This is a genomic window from Oceanobacillus limi (assembly GCF_900111445.1).
Taxonomy (GTDB): domain Bacteria; phylum Bacillota; class Bacilli; order Bacillales; family Amphibacillaceae; genus Ornithinibacillus; species Ornithinibacillus limi.
Genome location: NZ_FOHE01000005.1, coordinates 177,512 through 194,842, shown reverse-complemented (window position 1 = coordinate 194,842; position 17,331 = coordinate 177,512). Strand labels below are relative to the sequence as shown.

The window sequence follows — 17,331 nt, the reverse complement described above, 5'->3', positions numbered from 1 at the left end:
ACAATTAATAGTAGAATAATATAGTGATATTTTCTATTATATTTTAATAGATAATGTTCCTAGTTGTTCTTTAAATAACTATACCTGTTCAATTATTTTGTTCGACCCCCGTAACGAAAAAGCTTCCACCCTCGGTACGTGAGTGGAAGCATCTTAACCATTATTTAACTGGGGTAACTGCCTCTCTTAATAACTGCTCTAACTCTCTTTTATAAGTATCTTTTTCCTCCGTATCCCAATTCAGTACTCCTTTCATATATTCCATGACCGGCTCTTTATACTTTTTAACCCAATCAATGGAAAAGAATAACGAACCTGTGCGTCGTACAAAAAAATCTACTGGTTTGTATGCGAGTTCATATCGTATTGCGTAATCCAACTCCGCGAATATAAGTGAATCCGTTATTGGCTGATCGTTCTTTTCTATTTTATCCTGGAATATTTCGTATACCTTCTCTACATTAGATCCATAGCGCTGTACAAGTTTTTTTGCATCTGCTTCATGTAATCCAAGAGTAATTCCTTCGCTCACTTTTTCTTGTTTGTATTGTTTAAAACCAATCGAGCCACCTACATCTCCACCAGAAATAGGCAACTTTTCTGTCTCTGATTTTGAAAAAAGGATTCCGTCCTCTTTTTTCAGCTGACGAACAACCGTATTTACTGCCTGTTCCGCCATTTTCCGATAGCCTGTTAGTTTTCCTCCTGCCATTGTTATTAGACCAGAATCAGAAACAAACACTTCATCCTTGCGAGAGATTTCACTTGGACCTTTACCTTCTTCAGCAATTAATGGTCGTAAGCCAGCCCAACTGGATTCCACATCATCTGCAGTAATGGTTAATGAAGGAAACATATAATGAATAGCTTCTATGATGTAGTCCCTATCTTCTACATTCATTGTTGGATGGGCGATGTCTCCATGATAAGGAGTATCCGTTGTCCCGACATATGTCTTCCCATCACGCGGTATCGCAAATACCATACGTCCATCAGGAGTATCGAAATAAATCGCCTGTTGTAAAGGAAAAACTTCTTTTGAAAAGACCAAATGAACTCCTTTTGTTAACAGCAAATGTTTGCCCTGTTTCGATCCATCCTTGTCGCGTAATTCATCTACCCAAGGACCTGCTGCATTGATTATCTTTCTCGCATAAACTTTATATTTTTCCTTTGATAATTGGTCCTCGATTACAGCACCAATTACTTTACCTTCCTTGTTGTAAATAAATTCAATTACTTTCGTATAATTTAACGCAAATGCTCCTTTTTCTACAGCTTTTTTAATAACCTCTATTGTTAGCCGTGCATCGTCTGTTTTATATTCAACATAATATCCAGCACCTTTCAAACCAACATGCTTGATCAAGGGTTCCCTTTGGAAAGCCTGGTCTGCAGAGAACATTTTTCTTCGCTCCGTTTTCTTAACTCCTGCTAAGAAGTCATAAACACGTAATCCGATATTTGTTGTAAAAGGCCCAAAAGTCCCTCCTTCATGAAAAGGGAGCATCATCCATTCTGGAGTTGTTACATGCGGACCATTTTCATAAACAATGGCACGTTCTTTTCCAACCTCCGCAACTACTTTCACATCCAATTGTTTCAAATATCGTAGCCCACCATGCACTAATTTCGTTGATCTACTCGATGTACCGGCAGCAAAGTCTTGCATTTCAACTACTGCTGTTTTTAGCCCCCGTGTTACAGCATCCAGAGATATTCCTGCTCCAGTAATTCCTCCACCGATCACGAGTAAATCCAAGGTTACCTCCTTTAGTTGAGAAATCATTTGCTCCCGTTTCAAACTAGAAAATTCGTTCATGCTATCCACTCCCAAGTAAATAACGTTGTGATAGAACTGGTCACTAGGTACTTTACCCTTGAAAAGGTCACTTTACCTAATAAAAAAACCGCAAAACTAACTAATGCTATTCTTAACATTAGCTGTTTTGCGGTTCTCCAATTCTCCATGCTTTCTATTAACTTAATTTTACTTTATCACATTCTACCGAGGTTCTCAATGCTTTTGTTTCTTTATTTAAATGTCTGCGCAGCCGAAACAGCTTTTTTCCATCCATTATATAGCCGTTCCTTTTCTTCCTCAGGCATCTTATATTCGTATGTTTTATCAATCTTCCATTGCTTTGCGATCTCTTCTTTACTCCCCCAGTATCCAACAGCCAAGCCTGCCAAATACGCTGCACCTAGTGCCGTCGTCTCATTAACAACTGGACGCTCTACGGCTGTGCCTAATACATCACTTTGAAATTGCATCAGGAAGTCATTTTTGACTGCGCCTCCATCAACGCGTAATTTTTTTAACTCAATATTCGAATCTGAAATCATTGCCTCGACAACATCACGAGTTTGATAAGCCAATGACTCTAACGTCGCCCGTACAAAATGTTCTTTAGAGGTACCACGGGTCAATCCAAAAACAGCACCACGAACTTCACTATCCCAGTATGGAGTTCCTAATCCAACAAAAGCAGGTACAACATATACCCCATCTGTTGAATCAACCAACTTAGCCAGTCCTTCACTTTCTGGAGATTCATCGATCAATCGCAACCCATCACGAAGCCATTGTACGGCAGAACCAGCCACAAATATACTTCCCTCCAAGGCATACTCTACCTTCCCATCGACACCCCATGCTAAGGTTGTTAGTAAACCGTGCTCGGAATGAGCAGGATTTTCGCCCGTATTCATTAATAAGAAGCATCCGGTACCATATGTATTTTTTGCCATTCCTTCCTCATAGCAGGCCTGCCCAAATAGAGCTGCTTGTTGATCCCCAGCAATTCCTGCTATTGGTATTTCCTCCCCAAAGAAATGATAATCAACCGTGTGACCGTAAACTTCTGAGGACTGTTTCACCTCTGGCAACATACTTTTCGGGACCTCAAAAATATTCAGAAGTTCCTCATCCCATTGTAAGTCATATATATTATAGAGTAATGTTCGAGAAGCATTGGAATAATCGGTAACATGCTCTTTACCGCCAGTTAATTTATACACGAGCCACGAATCAATCGTACCAAATAGTAAATCCCCATTTTCAGCTTTTTCCTTGGCACCTTCCACATGTTCAAGAATCCATTTCACCTTCGTCCCTGAAAAATAAGGGTCTATTAACAAACCGGTTTTCTTCTTTATCTTATCTTCATGCCCGGTACGCTTTAATTCTTCACAGATTTCAGTAGTTTGTCTTGATTGCCAAACAATTGCCCTGTAGATTGGTTTGCCGGTATGCCGATCCCATACTACCGTTGTTTCGCGCTGATTTGTAATTCCAATTCCAGCGATTTGTTCAGGTGCTACGTCACTTGTACGTAAAACATTAGCAATACAAGCCAAAACAGAAGTCCATATTTCATTTGCATCATGTTCCACCCAGCCGGGATGTGGGAAGTGTTGTTCAAACTCCTGTTGGGACGAGCCGACAATTTCACCTTCGTGATTCATAATAATTGCTCGCGAGCTAGTTGTTCCCTGGTCAATCGCCAATATAAATTTCTCTTGCATACCTATCCTCCTCATTCTCATTCAATCTATTTCTACTATATATATTCTTGATCACACCAAACTTTCCCTGCTTAAGATATTTTACTATGATGTAACCATAGTTGGTAAGAGATGTATGATGCGACATAAAAAATGTATTCATAAATGAAGCTGATGGTGGAATACTTAATCCGCAAATGGGGGAAGTAGGATTCATCTAACCGTCATTGGATCCAAATAGCGGAAGAACGATCTTCAGCGATGACGAGGTGGATCCTCATTCCGTTAAATGGTCGAAATAAGTCCTTTGAGCATGGTTTTGGTTCCTCATTCCTTTATTCACCATTTTCCAGTGTAATTTTCACTGATTTATGACTAATAGCGGAATGAGGATCATCATACTCCTTGTTTGGGCTGTGTTTTTGTCATTTAACGGAACCACGATCCTCATCAATGACGAGGTGGTTCCTCATTCCGTTAAATGGTAGAAATAAGTCGTCTGGAGCATGGTTTTGGTTCCTCATTCCTTTATTCACCATTTTCCAGTGTAATTTTCACTGATTTATGACTAATAGCGGAATGAGGATCATCATACTCCTTGTTTAGGTTGTGTTTTTGTCATTTAACGGAACCACGATCCTCATCAAAAACGAGGTGGTTCCTCATTCCGTTAAATGGTCGAAATAAGTCCTTTGAGCATGGTTTTGGTTCCTCATTCCTTTATTCACCATTTTCCAGTGTAATTTTCACTGATTTATGACTAATAGCGTAATGAGGATCATCATACTCCTTGTTTAGGTTGTGTTTTTGTCTTTTAACGGAACCACGATCCTCATCAATGACGAGGTGGTTCCTCATTCCTTTATATATAGGCTCAGGCAATCCGCGGAAAGCGAAGCGTTCTGCCGTAGCGGCTATCTAACAATATTTCCATTAGGTGAAATCAAAAGTTACGTCGCATTATATCCATTATCTGCAACATTCAAGACGGGTTACTTTAAAACCCCCATCCTAGGTAGATGGAGGTTGCATTTATTACCATAGTGTTTTATCTGAGGTTGTGATTGCAACAGCTCCCGCTTCAAGGGCAGCTGTTACATCGGTTTCTTCTTTGATTAACCCACCTGCTATGATGGGTAAACCAGAGTCTTGATGAACTTTTTCAATCATTCGTGGGATAATCCCTGGTAACACTTCAATACAGTCTGGCTTGGATTTTCGAATGAGCGTTAAATTATTATCTAGTGCACTACTGTCTAGCAAGAACAAACGTTGAATTGCTAACAGATTATGTTTTTTTGCTAAACCGATTACCTTCCCTCGTGTAGAAAGTATTCCATCTGGTTTAACCTCACGTATAAGAAATTCCATACCGTAATCATCAGCTTTTAACCCTTGAATTAGGTCAAAATGGAGAAATACTTTTTTATTCTTGCGCTTGGCATAGGCTACCATGTCCTTTAATTGAGCTAGTCGCGTTTCGAGCAGTACAATCGCCTTATGCGATGTTTCTAATACTTCATCAAAATCCTTCATATTACGAATTGCAGGTATGATACCTGTTGGAATCATTGGATGCACCTACCTATTAAATATCACCTTTATTCATTCGGTTTTCCATTTCCTCTTTTGTATAAATCACTTTCATTGGATTTCCTCCAACAAACGCTCCTGCTGGAACATCTTTATGAACAAGTGTTGCTGCAGAAACAACTGCTCCATCTCCAATTGTAACCCCTGGCAGTATGGTTGTATTGGCACCAATTAATACTTCATCTCCAATAACAACCTCCCCAATTCGGTATTCCTTGATTAAATATTCATGAGCCAAAATCGTTGTATTATAGCCAATAACACTATTCGTTCCAACTGTTATTTTTTCTGGAAACATCGTATCCGGCATTACCATCAATGCAAAAGAAGTCTCTTTGCCTACCTTCATCCGAAGAAAAGTTCGATACAACCAATTTTTAATTGGCAAAAAAGGCGTATATCGTGCAAGTTGAATAATAATAAAGTTTTTTACTACTTTCCAAAAGGAGACCGTCTTATAGATATGCCATAATGAATTAGCTGATTCCACCTGAAATCGCTCTGTTTTACGCATCTATTCCACTCCTACCCATTTACCAAACGAGTGTTACTTAAATAATCACTTTACTAATTGCAATAAATCGCGCATGTCTTCTAACATATATGTTGGTTTATATTCTTCTAAAAATTCTTTTCCCTTATGGGACCATGCAACACCAGCAGTACGTACTCCAGCATGATGACCTGCTTCAATATCATGAGAATTATCTCCTACCATTAATGTTGTTTCACGGTCTCCGCCAAGTTCTTTCAATCCCATGAACACTGGTTCTGGGTGTGGCTTTGCGTGCGTAACATCATCAAGGGTTACAATCGATTGAAAAAATCCTTCTAATCCAGTTATTTTCAAACCTAGTTCCACACTATTTCTCATTTTAGTTGTTACAATACCAAGCTGTACTCCTTGATCACGTAATGCGGATAGTGTTTCTAGTACATTAGGAAATATTTTCACGTATTGTTCGTGGTGGGATAGGTTATGTTCTCGGTAAACGTCAACCATCTCATCCACCTTCGTCTTATCAATTTTTTCAAACGTGTCTCGTAATGGTGGTCCGTTAAAGGAACGAATTTCTTCCTTCGTAAAATCCAGTCCATAATGTTTAAATGTGTGCATAAAAGATTGGTTGATTAATTCATTTGTATCAATTAATGTTCCATCTAAATCAAAGAGTATTGTATGAATGTTCACTGGTGATTTCCTTCCCTTTCCGCTGATCTGCACGTCTCCAAATAAATGCAATCGTCATCGTTAAAAGTATGGCAGTTACTAAACGGATAATAAGTAGCGGCCAAACCGGTATCCCTAAAGGAATAAATACGAGTGTATCTTCAACAACCGCGTGACAAGATACGAGAAAAATCAATGCCAGTGTCATATCTCGTCTAGATACTCCGTCTTCCTTTACTGCTTGAATCATTAAACCAGCACCATAAGCAAGACCAATGGTTAAGCCTGCCACAAGTGTCATGGATGTGTTTTTTTCCATTCCAAGTACCCTTGTAAACGGAGCAAAACTATTTGATAATTTCGTCAGCCATCCTTTTTCACGTAAATACTGCATAATGATCATTAACGGAATAACGATTAGGGCTAATTGCAATACAGCTAAAAACGCTGTTTGAATGCCTTGAAGTCCAATTTCTCCCCAATTGTTTAATACAACCTCACTAGAAGAAATGAGTCCATATTGTGCTAACTCGGCTCCACCATTCCAAATCAAATTAATGATTACTGCTGCGAGTAAAGCAAGACCGACACGGACCCCAACAATAATCCACCACTTCACTCCAACCTTAGAAGCAACAGCTGATTCAATAAATAAATTATGGGAAAAGGATAGCATAATCGCAAGAATGAATACTTCCTTCACCGTAAAATCAAATGAAACAATTGCAGCAATCCCAGCATACAAATTTAATGCATTCCCAAGTACTAATGGAACAGCAGCTTCCCCTGATAAGCCAAGCAAACTCATTATCGGACTAATTTTATCAATAATCCACGGCAAAACAGGGGTATGCTGTAGGATCGTAACTAGTAACGTAATTGGAAAGATTACTTTCCCCAATGTCCATGTTGTTTTTAATCCTTCTTTAAGCCCCCGGAATAATATTCCTGACATTTCCCCACTCCACCTTTGTTGTTATTCTATATTACTTCTTCTTTTTCGTATTCTTTTTAGTTCCCTTCTTATTACTGGAAGGCTCTGAATCATTATAGCGTGCTTTTATTGTTCTACGGCGATAAATAATAAGGATGATCCCAGCAACAATAATCAGTATCGAAATTACTTGAGCTGCTCTCAATCCACCACCATATAAGCTATCGGTCCGCATTCCTTCAATAAAGAAACGCCCTACACTGTATGACATTAAGTACGTTATAAACAATTCACCACGTAATAGGTTTTTGCGGCGAAGGACTAGTAATAAAATTAATACGAAGATATTCCAAACGGATTCGTATAAAAATGTAGGATGGTACAATACACCATCAATACACATTTGATTCATGATGAAATCAGGTAGATATTGATGAAAGCTATTATAAGTAGACTCCGAAATTGGCCCACCGTGTGCTTCCTGGTTCATAAAATTACCCCAGCGTCCAATTGCCTGCCCTAAAATCAAGCCTGGTGCTGCTACATCTGCTAATTTCCAGAATGACACTTTCTTCACCCGTGCAAAAATAACAGCTGTTAATACAGCTCCGATTAATGCTCCGTGAATGGCTATTCCACCTTCCCATATGGCAATAACTCTCCATAACGGGCCATTTGCATAATTCTCCCATTCAAATACAACATAATAGATTCGAGCACAAATAATCGATATTGGAATCGCAAATACAACTAAATCCACCATAATATCTTTTTTCATGCCCAAGCGATTTGCTTCTCTTGTCACTAACCAAAGTGCTAGAAATGCCCCGGTAGCAATTATTACTCCATACCAATAAATAGGTAAAGAGCCTATCTGTAAAAATACCCGATCTAGTGCTGGTGCATCACAGCTCACAACACATTCCCCCTATCCTAATCCATTTCATCTTTATCATGATCCATCATGGTTGTTAAACGCTCGGAAAATTCTTCTGCAGCATTAACACCCATACGTTTTAAACGGAAGTTCATTGCTGCAACCTCTATTATAACGGCAAGGTTTCTACCTGGTCGTACAGGAATGGTTGCTTTTGGAAGCTTTACATCCATAATTTTCATGGTGTCTTCATCTAAACCTAATCGATCATATTGCTTTTTCTGGTCCCACAGCTCTAGATTAATAATTAAAGAAATCTTTTTATAGCTCCGTACAGATCCCGCCCCAAATAATGTCATGACATTAATGATGCCAAGACCACGGATCTCTAAAAGATGTTCTATTAAAGGTGGTGAATTTCCAATCAAAGTATCATAATCTTCCTGGCGTATTTCCACACTGTCGTCTGCAACTAGACGATGTCCACGCTTCACTAATTCCAAAGCCGTCTCACTTTTTCCGACACCACTTTGCCCTGTAATCAGTACACCCACACCATAAATATCAACAAGGACACCATGGATAGCAGTAAAAGGGGCAAATTTAGCCTCTAAGTAATTCGTGAGTCGACTGATCACACGCGTGGTTTTACGTGGGGAATGTAAAATTGGCACCCCCGATTTATTGGCAGCCTCGACTAAGATTTCTGGCACTTCCATTCCCCGAGATACAACGATCCCCGGCGTAACATCGGTACATAACTTTTCCGCACGGTCACGTTTTTCTGCATCACTTAAATCTAAAAAATAGGTCATTTCTGTTTTTCCAAGTAACTGTAATCGTTCCTTTGGATAATATTTAAAATAACCCGTCATTTCAATTCCAGGACGAGAAATATCACTCGTCACAATTTCTCTATGTATTCCGTCTTCCCCTGCAACTAATGTTAAATTAAAATTCTCAAGTAGATCCTTTGTTCTGACAGTTGATTTCATTTTAATTGCCTCCATTAAGGTCATAACTGTATCTCATTGTAGCATATTTTATCGTGTGGAAGGAATCAAGCAGACCCCAATTTTTATAATACATAATTTTATCCTTCGATAATGAAGGACAAGTTTTGTATTTTATTGATATTCACGAATATTAGTTGCTAGTTACAAATTGCAAAATTCACCAACAAAATGATTTATATACAAAAACGTAGACTCGATGGTACAAACCCCAAAAGTTAGTGTAAAAAAACTAACTTTTGGGGTAACCACCGATGCCTACGTTTTCATCGTGTCTTTCATTAATTGATTGAGTAATAAGTTTAATATTGAAATAACAATTGCTGCTATAATTGCAGTTCCAAACCCTTCAATTACAAAAGTAGAACCCATTAAAGCTTGTGTGATCATTAATGTGATCGCATTTATCACAAACAAAAATAAACCAAGTGAAACTACTGTAATTGGCAGTGTTAAGATAATTAGGATTGGCTTTAACAAAACATTTAAAATGCCTAATATAAAACTAGCAAGTAATGCTGCACCAAAACCATCCAAATGAAAAGCATCAAATAATTGCGCCACAGCTATTAATGCAACTGCATTTAGAAAAATGGATAACAAGGCTCTTTTTAGCATTTAGCGCAACCCACTTTCATTTGGAATGATAAATATTGCAATTACATAGGCAACTAGAAGAAATATATTCGTAACAAAAAATAGCACTACAAATAACAATCGGACGATGGTTGGATCGATATTAAAATACTCGGCAATCCCCGCTAAAACTCCTCCTAGCATCCGGTCCTTTTCTGACCTATAAAGGCGTTTCATCGGCTCACCTCACTTTATATGATTATCCTATTTTCACTCATATTTCCAAATGTAAAAACGCTCTTTTCCTAAACGTTTCTTCGCTTCCTCTTTCAAATCTTCAGAGATGTTGCCATCCTGATTAAAGGTTTTTAACATTCCACTCGCTTGCGATTTATGGGCTAAGATAGCTTCCATTTTTTTATCAAAAATACCTTTTACATCATTTATAACATCTGGTTTTCCTAAGTCTTCATAGTGGGTATTCGTTATTGCTTGGGCCCAAACTGTTGGCCTTTTAGTTGGGTCCATAAGACGGACTGCTTCAACCGCAGCAGCACCTAATGCATTATGGTCAGGGTGAATCGCGTGCTCTGGGTAGTGCGTAATCACTAAACTAGGTTCGATATCTTCTATGAATCCTTTTAAATGGTTCGCAACCTGTTGTCGATCCTCAAATTCGATCGTCTTATCACGATACCCTAGCATATGTAAATCCATATCTAGTACGCGGCAGGCATCGATTAATTCTTTTTTGCGTATTTCTGGTAAAGACTCACGGTTTGCAAAAGTCGGGGAGCCCATGTTTCTTCCCATTTCCCCAAGAGTACCGCATAAATACGTTACTGGTACACCTTGTTCACGGAATTTTGCGATCGTGCCAGCTGCACCAAAAGACTCATCATCTGGATGTGGATAAATAACAACGACATGTTTTTCCATACTATTTCACCATTCCCTTTTTTCGGTTGTTCATACGTTTTTAATAACTAAACGGAGTTTCACTTATTTGTAAGGCTACCATTAATCTTCCTTCACGATCATGTCCTGCAAGTAGTAGTTTGGTATCTTCGTAGATCTCCCAATCGGTTAAACCTTCTGCATAAATCCAACCCTTCTCCATTTTCAAGCCGGCACGGTACGAGTTACCATCTCCAACGATTTTCGCCTGAGAAAATGATACGGTTGTATTTCGAATGTATACACCAACATTATATGCTTTATCATTAAAGTGGCTTGCATAAGCACCATTTGTTGTTTCTAAGTGGACGTATACTTCTTTATTCATGAAGCTTTCTAGCATTTCTTGAACTTTATCTATTTCAATTGGTTTCATCAGATTTCCTCCCAACTTTCTTCTCTATTTTACCTTACCGAATTACCGATGGTGCGTCAAAAGTTTGATTCCATAAAAGTTCATCTCGCATCCTATGTTGCGTTTAATGTATATAATGCGACGAAAATTGCAATGGTACTGATGCTATTACACCGCTTCGGAAACACATTTCGCTTTCCGCGGGTGGCTGGTGAGCCTCCTCGTGCTGGCGCACTGTGGGGTCTCACCGATGCCTTTTCTCCCGCTGGAGTCTTCATGTGTTTCCTACGCTAGTTATTGCATTCAGTTTTTAAATAGCACTTTTCTCTAATTAAATACTTGGTATAAAGAACTTCATCAGCGGAGGCAGAATGCGTAGACTCCTGCGGGAACAGCACGAGTCCGAAGACCCCGCAACGGTGGTCTATCCGTGAGGAGGCTGAGGCCGTGCCCGCGGAAAGCGAAGCGTTCTGCCGTAGCGGCTTTCTAACGAATACATCCATTAGGACAGGATAATTTTAAGCAATAAAATAAAGTTACATCACATTATTCATCTACTATTCATTATTAATCCTTGCAGAGGAATATCGAATAGAAACACCTTTGCAGATACCAACAGGGTAGCAAGCTCTCCTGACTTACTACCCCATTGTGATTTGTTATTTAGCTTGAACTTTTTCTTTTTCTAGTAAGGATTCTTCTAGACGCTTTTGATCCCGCTCAAGTATTGGCTTTAAATACCTACCAGTATGTGAGTTGTCTTCGCTAGCTATTTCTTCTGGAGTACCAGTAGCAATAATTTGCCCACCTCTTGAACCACCTTCAGGGCCAAGGTCGATAATATGGTCTGCAGTTTTAATGACATCTAAATTATGCTCAATAATTAAAACGGAATCTCCATTTTCTACTAATCGCTGCAATACTCCCAGCAATCGTTTGATATCGTCCACATGTAGCCCTGTTGTCGGCTCATCCAATATATAAAAGGATTTACCTGTGGAACGGCGATGCAATTCACTAGCTAACTTCACACGCTGTGCCTCTCCACCAGATAATGTTGTAGCAGGCTGACCAAGTTTAATATAGCCTAACCCCACATCATAAATTGTTTGAAGCTTACGTTTGATTTTCGGGATATTTGCAAAGAAATCCAATGCTTCCTCAATTCTCATATCTAATACATCTGCAATATTTTTCCCTTTATATTTCACTTCTAAAGTCTCTCTATTATATCGTTTTCCATGGCATACTTCACACGGCACATACACATCTGGTAAAAAGTGCATTTCAATTTTAATAATACCGTCTCCACGACAAGCTTCACAACGCCCGCCTTTTACGTTAAAACTAAAGCGCCCTTTCTTATACCCTCGTACTTTTGCTTCATTTGTTTGAGCAAAGACATCCCGTACATCATCAAATACACCTGTATAGGTAGCCGGATTGGATCTAGGGGTACGACCGATAGGTGATTGGTCAATATCAATTACTTTATCAATATAATCCAAGCCTTTAATTTCTTTATGCGCTCCTGGTTTCTGTTTGGCACGATTCAACTCTTTTGCCAACGATTTATATAGTATTTCATTTACAAGGGTACTTTTACCTGAGCCAGAAACTCCGGTTACTACTGTCATTAATCCAATTGGAAATTTAGCAGAAGCATCTTTTAAATTGTTTTCCGATGCTCCCACTACTTCAATAAAACGTCCATCAGTTTCTCGCCGTTTAGTTGGAAGTGGAATGTATTTTTTTCCAGACAGATACTGTCCTGTTAACGACTTCTTGTTTTTCATGACACTATTTGGAGTACCACTTGCAACAATTTGACCGCCATGCTCTCCTGCACCTGGACCGATGTCAATCAGCCAATCTGCTGCTAACATTGTATCCTCATCATGCTCTACGACTAATAATGTATTATCTAAATCTCGCATATTTTTCAACGTATGAATTAGTCTATCGTTATCTCGCTGATGTAATCCAATAGATGGTTCGTCAAGGACATAAAGCACGCCGGTTAGCGCAGAACCAATTTGCGTGGCTAATCGTATCCTTTGTGCTTCTCCACCAGACAATGTTCCCGCGGCACGAGACATCGTTAAATAATCAAGCCCTACATTATTTAAAAATTCTAGACGATTATTTATTTCCTTTAAAATTAACCGAGAGATTTGCTCTTCTTTTTCAGTTAGATCTAATCCAGCAAAGAAGTTTTGCGCTTCCGTTATGGAATAATCCGTAATCATACTAATATGCTTGCCATTTACCAATACTGCTAAAGCTTCCTTTTTCAAGCGGTACCCTTTACATGTAGGACAATGCTTTTGGGCCATGTATTTCTCTAATGTCTCACGAATAAAGTCTGAGGATGTTTCCTTATACCTTCGAGCTATATTATTCATGACCCCTTCAAAATTGATCATGTTATCTCGAACATTACCAAAATCATTCACATAATGAAAATGGATCTTTTCTTCACCGCTTCCAAATAGAATTTTCTCCATTTGGTGTTTTGGGATGTTTTTGACGGGAATATCCATGTCAATGCCAAAATGATCACAAACACTTTTTAATAGCTGTGGGTAATATTTTGAACTTATTGGCTCCCATGCAGCAATTGCATGTTCATTTAACGTTTTCTCCCAATCTGGTATAACCAGATCAATATCTACTTCCAAATTCGTTCCTAAACCATCACAAGTTGGACAAGCACCATAAGGACTATTAAAGGAGAACAATCTTGGTTCTAACTCACTAATGGAAAAACCACAAATGGGACAAGCATGATTTTCACTAAACATTAACTCTTCTTCACCAATGACATCAACAATAATGTTGCCTTCCCCAAGCTTTAAAGCTGTTTCGATAGAATCACTTAAACGCCCTGCTACTCCATCTTTAACGACAATTCGATCAACTACAACCTCGATCGAATGCTTTTTATTTTTGTCCAAGTCAAATTCTTCCGTTACTTCCCGCATTTCCTGATCAACACGGATTCGTACATAACCTTCTTGTTTCAACTTTTCAAATGTTTTAGTATGCTCCCCTTTACGACCAGACACAACAGGAGCAAGAATTTGCAGCTTTGTTCGTTCCGGGTACTCTAATATACGGTCAACCATTTGCTGGACCGTTTGCGAACTAATTTCTACCCCGTGTTTTGGACAAGTTGGACGACCAATACGGGCATATAGTAATCGTAAATAATCATATATTTCTGTTACGGTACCAACCGTCGAACGTGGATTTCTACTCGTAGTTTTTTGGTCAATCGAGATTGCAGGAGATAAACCTTCAATTGCATCTACATCTGGTTTATCCATTTGACCTAAAAACTGCCGGGCATAAGCTGAAAGAGACTCAACATATCTACGTTGTCCTTCTGCATAGATCGTATCAAAGGCCAGAGAGGATTTCCCTGAACCTGATAATCCTGTTAATACGACAAGCTTATTCTTAGGTATTTTTACATCAATATCTTTTAAGTTATGTGCGCGCGCACCTTGAATCATAATTGATTTACTAGGCATGAACAGGTCATCCTTCCACTTTAAGTTCAAGAATTATATCACGAAGCTCAGCTGCTCTTTCAAAATCAAGCGCCTTTGCAGCTTCTCGCATTTCTTTTTCCATATCTTCGATTACTTTTTCTCTTTCTGCTTTGTTTAACTTTGCAATGCTCTTTGTTTTAGAATCATATTCTTCCGTATCTTCTGCTGCAATGGTTGCTCGAATTACTTCACGAACATCTTTTTTAATCGTTTTCGGTGTAATATTATGTTCTTCATTATAAGCCATTTGTTTTTCACGACGGCGAGTGGTTTCATCTATTGCGACTTCCATAGATCGGGTAATCTTATCTGCATACATAATGACTTCTCCATTTTCATTACGTGCCGCTCTTCCCATTGTTTGGATTAGGGAACGTTCGGAGCGTAAGAAGCCTTCCTTATCTGCATCTAAGATTGCTACTAATGAAACCTCAGGGATATCTAACCCTTCACGTAATAGGTTTATTCCAATCAATACGTCATACTTACCTACTCTTAAATCTCGAATTACTTCAATCCGTTCTAGTGTTTTAATTTCAGAATGTAAATAAGCCACTTTGATACCAAGTTCCTTTAGATAATCCGTTAGATCCTCCGACATCTTTTTCGTTAAAGTCGTAACAAGAACACGTTCATTGCGATCTGTTCGTTTGTTGATTTCACCAATTAAGTCATCAATTTGCCCTTCAATTGGACGAACATCAACTTTCGGATCCAATAATCCAGTTGGACGAATAATTTGTTCAGTCATCTTCGGAGAGTGTTCCATTTCATATGGGCCTGGAGTTGCCGAAACATAAATTAATTGGTTTGTCTTTTGTTCAAATTCATCAAATTTAAGTGGACGGTTATCCAAAGCAGACGGCAAGCGAAACCCATGATCCACTAGAACTTGTTTGCGGGCTTGGTCACCGTTATACATTCCTCGTATTTGTGGAAGTGTAACATGAGACTCGTCTACAACAACTAAATAATCTTCTGGAAAGAAATCGAGCAGTGTATACGGTGTTGCACCTTGCTTACGTAATGTTAAATGCCTCGAATAATTTTCAATTCCTGAACAGAATCCCATTTCTTTCATCATTTCAATATCGTAATTGGTTCGCTGTTCGATCCGCTGTGCCTCTAAAAGTTTATTATCGTCACGAAGTTCTTTTACCCGTTCTTCCAATTCTTTTTCGATATTTGCAATAGCTATTTTCATTTTTTCTTCTCTGGTTACGAAGTGAGATGCTGGGAAAATTGCAATATGCTCTCGGTCCCCAATAACCTCTCCTGTTAGTGCATCCACTTCCCGTATACGGTCAATTTCATCACCAAAAAACTCAACCCGAATACAATGCTCTTCTCTTGATGCTGGTATGATCTCTACAGAATCTCCCCGCACGCGAAATGTCCCACGCTGAAAATTCATATCGTTACGAGCATATTGAATGTCTACGAGCTCTCGTAACAATTGATCACGGTCTTTTTCCATTCCCATACGAAGGGAAAGAACTTGGCTACGGTATTCTTCTGGAGAACCTAAGCCATATATACAAGAAACACTTGCGACAATCAGTACATCGTTCCGTTCGAATAGTGCCGATGTAGCAGAGTGTCGCAACTTATCAATTTCATCATTAATACTTGCATCTTTCTCGATAAACGTATCTGTCGATGGTACATAAGCTTCTGGTTGGTAATAGTCATAGTAACTTACAAAGTATTCTACTGCGTTATTTGGAAAGAACTCTTTGAATTCGCTATACAGCTGACCGGCCAATGTCTTATTATGAGCAATCACTAAGGTTGGTCGATTGATTTCTTTTACGACATTTGAGACGGTGAACGTCTTCCCTGTCCCTGTTGCACCAAGCAATGTTTGATGTCGTTGACCAGCTAATACTTTTTCAACAAGTTCCTTTATTGCTTTCGGTTGATCTCCACGTGGCTCATAATTTGCCACTAGTTCAAACGTATTTTCCACGTACCTTCCTCCGTTCCTACATTTACCAACTAGTTTACCAAATTTTATTCCATTTTAACATAAATACGAACGAATATTCGATTTTTTTGTTTGTACTTTATTAAAAAGTTCTTTTTCATGATTTATTGCAGATAACGTATATAATGCGACGTAACATTATGTTGGAAATTGGTACTACTTTACCTATTAGCGGTAAAAACCGCTATCGGTAGAATACTTCGCTTTCCGCGGATTACCTGAGCCAATATATAAAGGAATGAGGAACCACCTCGTTTTTGATGAGGATCGTGGTTCCGCTAAATCACAAAAATACCGCAATAACTAGGTGTATGAGGATCCTCATTCCTCTATGAGCCATAAATCAGTGTGAATTTTACTAAAAATAGGTGAATAAAGGAATGAGGAACCAAAACCATGCTCCAAATGAATGATATCGGCCATTTAGCGGAATGAGGAACCACCTCGTTATTTAGGAGGATCGTAGTTCCGCTAAATCACAAAAATACCGCCAAAACTAGGTTAATGAGGATTCTCTTTCCTCTATCAGTCATAAATCAGTGTGAATGTTACTAAATATAGGTGGATAAAAGAATGAGGAACCAAAACCATGCTCCAAATGAATGATATCAACCATTTAGCGGAATGAGGTTCCACTTCGTCATTGATGAGGATCGTGATTCCGCTATTTCGACCCAATGGTGGTCAAATGAATCCTGCTTTCCCATTGACGGATTACGTATTCCACCATCAACTTCATTTTTGAATACATTTTTTATGTTGCATAATACATCTACTACGCATTTAAATAAGCAACTTTCCTAG

14 protein-coding genes are annotated in these 17,331 nt (G+C 38.8%); all 14 read right to left on the bottom strand.

Annotated features, from left to right (window positions below):
• Positions 1 to 160 precede the first annotated feature (160 nt).
• The 14 genes from BMX40_RS07695 to uvrB all read right to left on the bottom strand — a co-directional run bounded on the left by BMX40_RS07695 (position 161) and on the right by uvrB (position 16,509).
• Positions 161 to 1,822, bottom strand: a complete 1,662-nt coding sequence (locus BMX40_RS07695; RefSeq protein WP_090868499.1) for a glycerol-3-phosphate dehydrogenase/oxidase — start codon at positions 1,820 to 1,822, stop codon at positions 161 to 163.
• 212 nt (positions 1,823 to 2,034) lie between these two features.
• Positions 2,035 to 3,528: a glycerol kinase GlpK gene (gene glpK, locus BMX40_RS07690; RefSeq protein WP_090868498.1), complete on the bottom strand. Its 1,494-nt coding sequence runs from the start codon at positions 3,526 to 3,528 to the stop codon at positions 2,035 to 2,037.
• Positions 3,529 to 4,542: 1,014 nt separating this feature from the next.
• Positions 4,543 to 5,079, bottom strand: coding sequence for a glycerol-3-phosphate responsive antiterminator (locus tag BMX40_RS07685; RefSeq protein ID WP_139177920.1), 537 nt, complete (start codon positions 5,077 to 5,079; stop codon positions 4,543 to 4,545).
• A 16-nt stretch (positions 5,080 to 5,095) separates the two neighbouring features.
• Positions 5,096 to 5,614: an acyltransferase gene (locus BMX40_RS07680; protein ID WP_090868494.1), complete on the bottom strand. Its 519-nt coding sequence runs from the start codon at positions 5,612 to 5,614 to the stop codon at positions 5,096 to 5,098.
• Positions 5,615 to 5,659: 45 nt separating this feature from the next.
• Positions 5,660 to 6,292 (bottom strand): pyrophosphatase PpaX, encoded by a 633-nt coding sequence (gene ppaX, locus BMX40_RS07675; RefSeq protein ID WP_090868492.1) that lies wholly within the window; start codon positions 6,290 to 6,292, stop codon positions 5,660 to 5,662.
• A complete protein-coding gene (locus tag BMX40_RS07670; RefSeq protein WP_090868490.1) occupies positions 6,267 to 7,226 on the bottom strand; it encodes a nucleoside recognition domain-containing protein in 960 nt (319 codons plus the stop codon). The genes ppaX and BMX40_RS07670 overlap by 26 nt, the downstream gene beginning before the upstream one ends.
• Positions 7,227 to 7,257: 31 nt before the next feature.
• On the bottom strand, positions 7,258 to 8,121 hold the full coding sequence (gene lgt, locus BMX40_RS07665; RefSeq protein ID WP_090868488.1) for a prolipoprotein diacylglyceryl transferase: 864 nt from the start codon (positions 8,119 to 8,121) through the stop codon (positions 7,258 to 7,260).
• Positions 8,122 to 8,138: 17 nt separating this feature from the next.
• Positions 8,139 to 9,077, bottom strand: a complete 939-nt coding sequence (gene hprK / locus BMX40_RS07660; protein ID WP_090868486.1) for an HPr(Ser) kinase/phosphatase — start codon at positions 9,075 to 9,077, stop codon at positions 8,139 to 8,141.
• 276 nt (positions 9,078 to 9,353) lie between these two features.
• Positions 9,354 to 9,713, bottom strand: a complete 360-nt coding sequence (locus BMX40_RS07655; RefSeq protein WP_090868484.1) for a phage holin family protein — start codon at positions 9,711 to 9,713, stop codon at positions 9,354 to 9,356.
• A complete protein-coding gene (locus tag BMX40_RS07650; protein ID WP_090868482.1) occupies positions 9,714 to 9,908 on the bottom strand; it encodes a PspC domain-containing protein in 195 nt (64 codons plus the stop codon). It lies immediately after the preceding gene.
• Positions 9,909 to 9,941: 33 nt separating this feature from the next.
• Complete coding sequence (bshB2, locus tag BMX40_RS07645; protein ID WP_090868480.1) at positions 9,942 to 10,610, bottom strand: bacillithiol biosynthesis deacetylase BshB2; 669 nt, start codon at positions 10,608 to 10,610, stop codon at positions 9,942 to 9,944.
• A 40-nt stretch (positions 10,611 to 10,650) separates the two neighbouring features.
• The gene (locus tag BMX40_RS07640; protein WP_090868478.1) at positions 10,651 to 11,004 is read right to left on the bottom strand and encodes a YojF family protein; all 354 of its coding nucleotides are present in this window, start codon (positions 11,002 to 11,004) and stop codon (positions 10,651 to 10,653) included.
• Between the two features lie 638 nt (positions 11,005 to 11,642).
• Entirely contained in the window at positions 11,643 to 14,519 is a 2,877-nt protein-coding gene (gene uvrA / locus BMX40_RS07635) for an excinuclease ABC subunit UvrA (RefSeq protein WP_090868476.1), read from the bottom strand.
• A gap of 7 nt (positions 14,520 to 14,526) precedes the next feature.
• Positions 14,527 to 16,509, bottom strand: a complete 1,983-nt coding sequence (gene uvrB / locus BMX40_RS07630; protein WP_090868475.1) for an excinuclease ABC subunit UvrB — start codon at positions 16,507 to 16,509, stop codon at positions 14,527 to 14,529.
• Positions 16,510 to 17,331 lie beyond the last annotated feature (822 nt).

Bases quoted from the DNA above. Each gene is read 5' to 3' on its own strand.
- BMX40_RS07655 (WP_090868484.1), bottom strand. From the start codon at position 9,713: ATGCTAAAAAGAGCCTTGTTATCCATTTTTCTAAATGCAGTTGCATTA.
- glpK (WP_090868498.1), bottom strand. From the start codon at position 3,528: ATGCAAGAGAAATTTATATTGGCGATTGACCAGGGAACAACTAGCTCG.
- BMX40_RS07680 (WP_090868494.1), bottom strand. From the start codon at position 5,614: ATGCGTAAAACAGAGCGATTTCAGGTGGAATCAGCTAATTCATTATGG.
- uvrA (WP_090868476.1), bottom strand. From the start codon at position 14,519: ATGCCTAGTAAATCAATTATGATTCAAGGTGCGCGCGCACATAACTTA.
- BMX40_RS07685 (WP_139177920.1), bottom strand. From the start codon at position 5,079: ATGATTCCAACAGGTATCATACCTGCAATTCGTAATATGAAGGATTTT.
- BMX40_RS07695 (WP_090868499.1), bottom strand. From the start codon at position 1,822: ATGAACGAATTTTCTAGTTTGAAACGGGAGCAAATGATTTCTCAACTA.
- BMX40_RS07640 (WP_090868478.1), bottom strand. From the start codon at position 11,004: ATGAAACCAATTGAAATAGATAAAGTTCAAGAAATGCTAGAAAGCTTC.
- hprK (WP_090868486.1), bottom strand. From the start codon at position 9,077: ATGAAATCAACTGTCAGAACAAAGGATCTACTTGAGAATTTTAATTTA.
- BMX40_RS07670 (WP_090868490.1), bottom strand. From the start codon at position 7,226: ATGTCAGGAATATTATTCCGGGGGCTTAAAGAAGGATTAAAAACAACA.
- BMX40_RS07650 (WP_090868482.1), bottom strand. From the start codon at position 9,908: ATGAAACGCCTTTATAGGTCAGAAAAGGACCGGATGCTAGGAGGAGTT.
- bshB2 (WP_090868480.1), bottom strand. From the start codon at position 10,610: ATGGAAAAACATGTCGTTGTTATTTATCCACATCCAGATGATGAGTCT.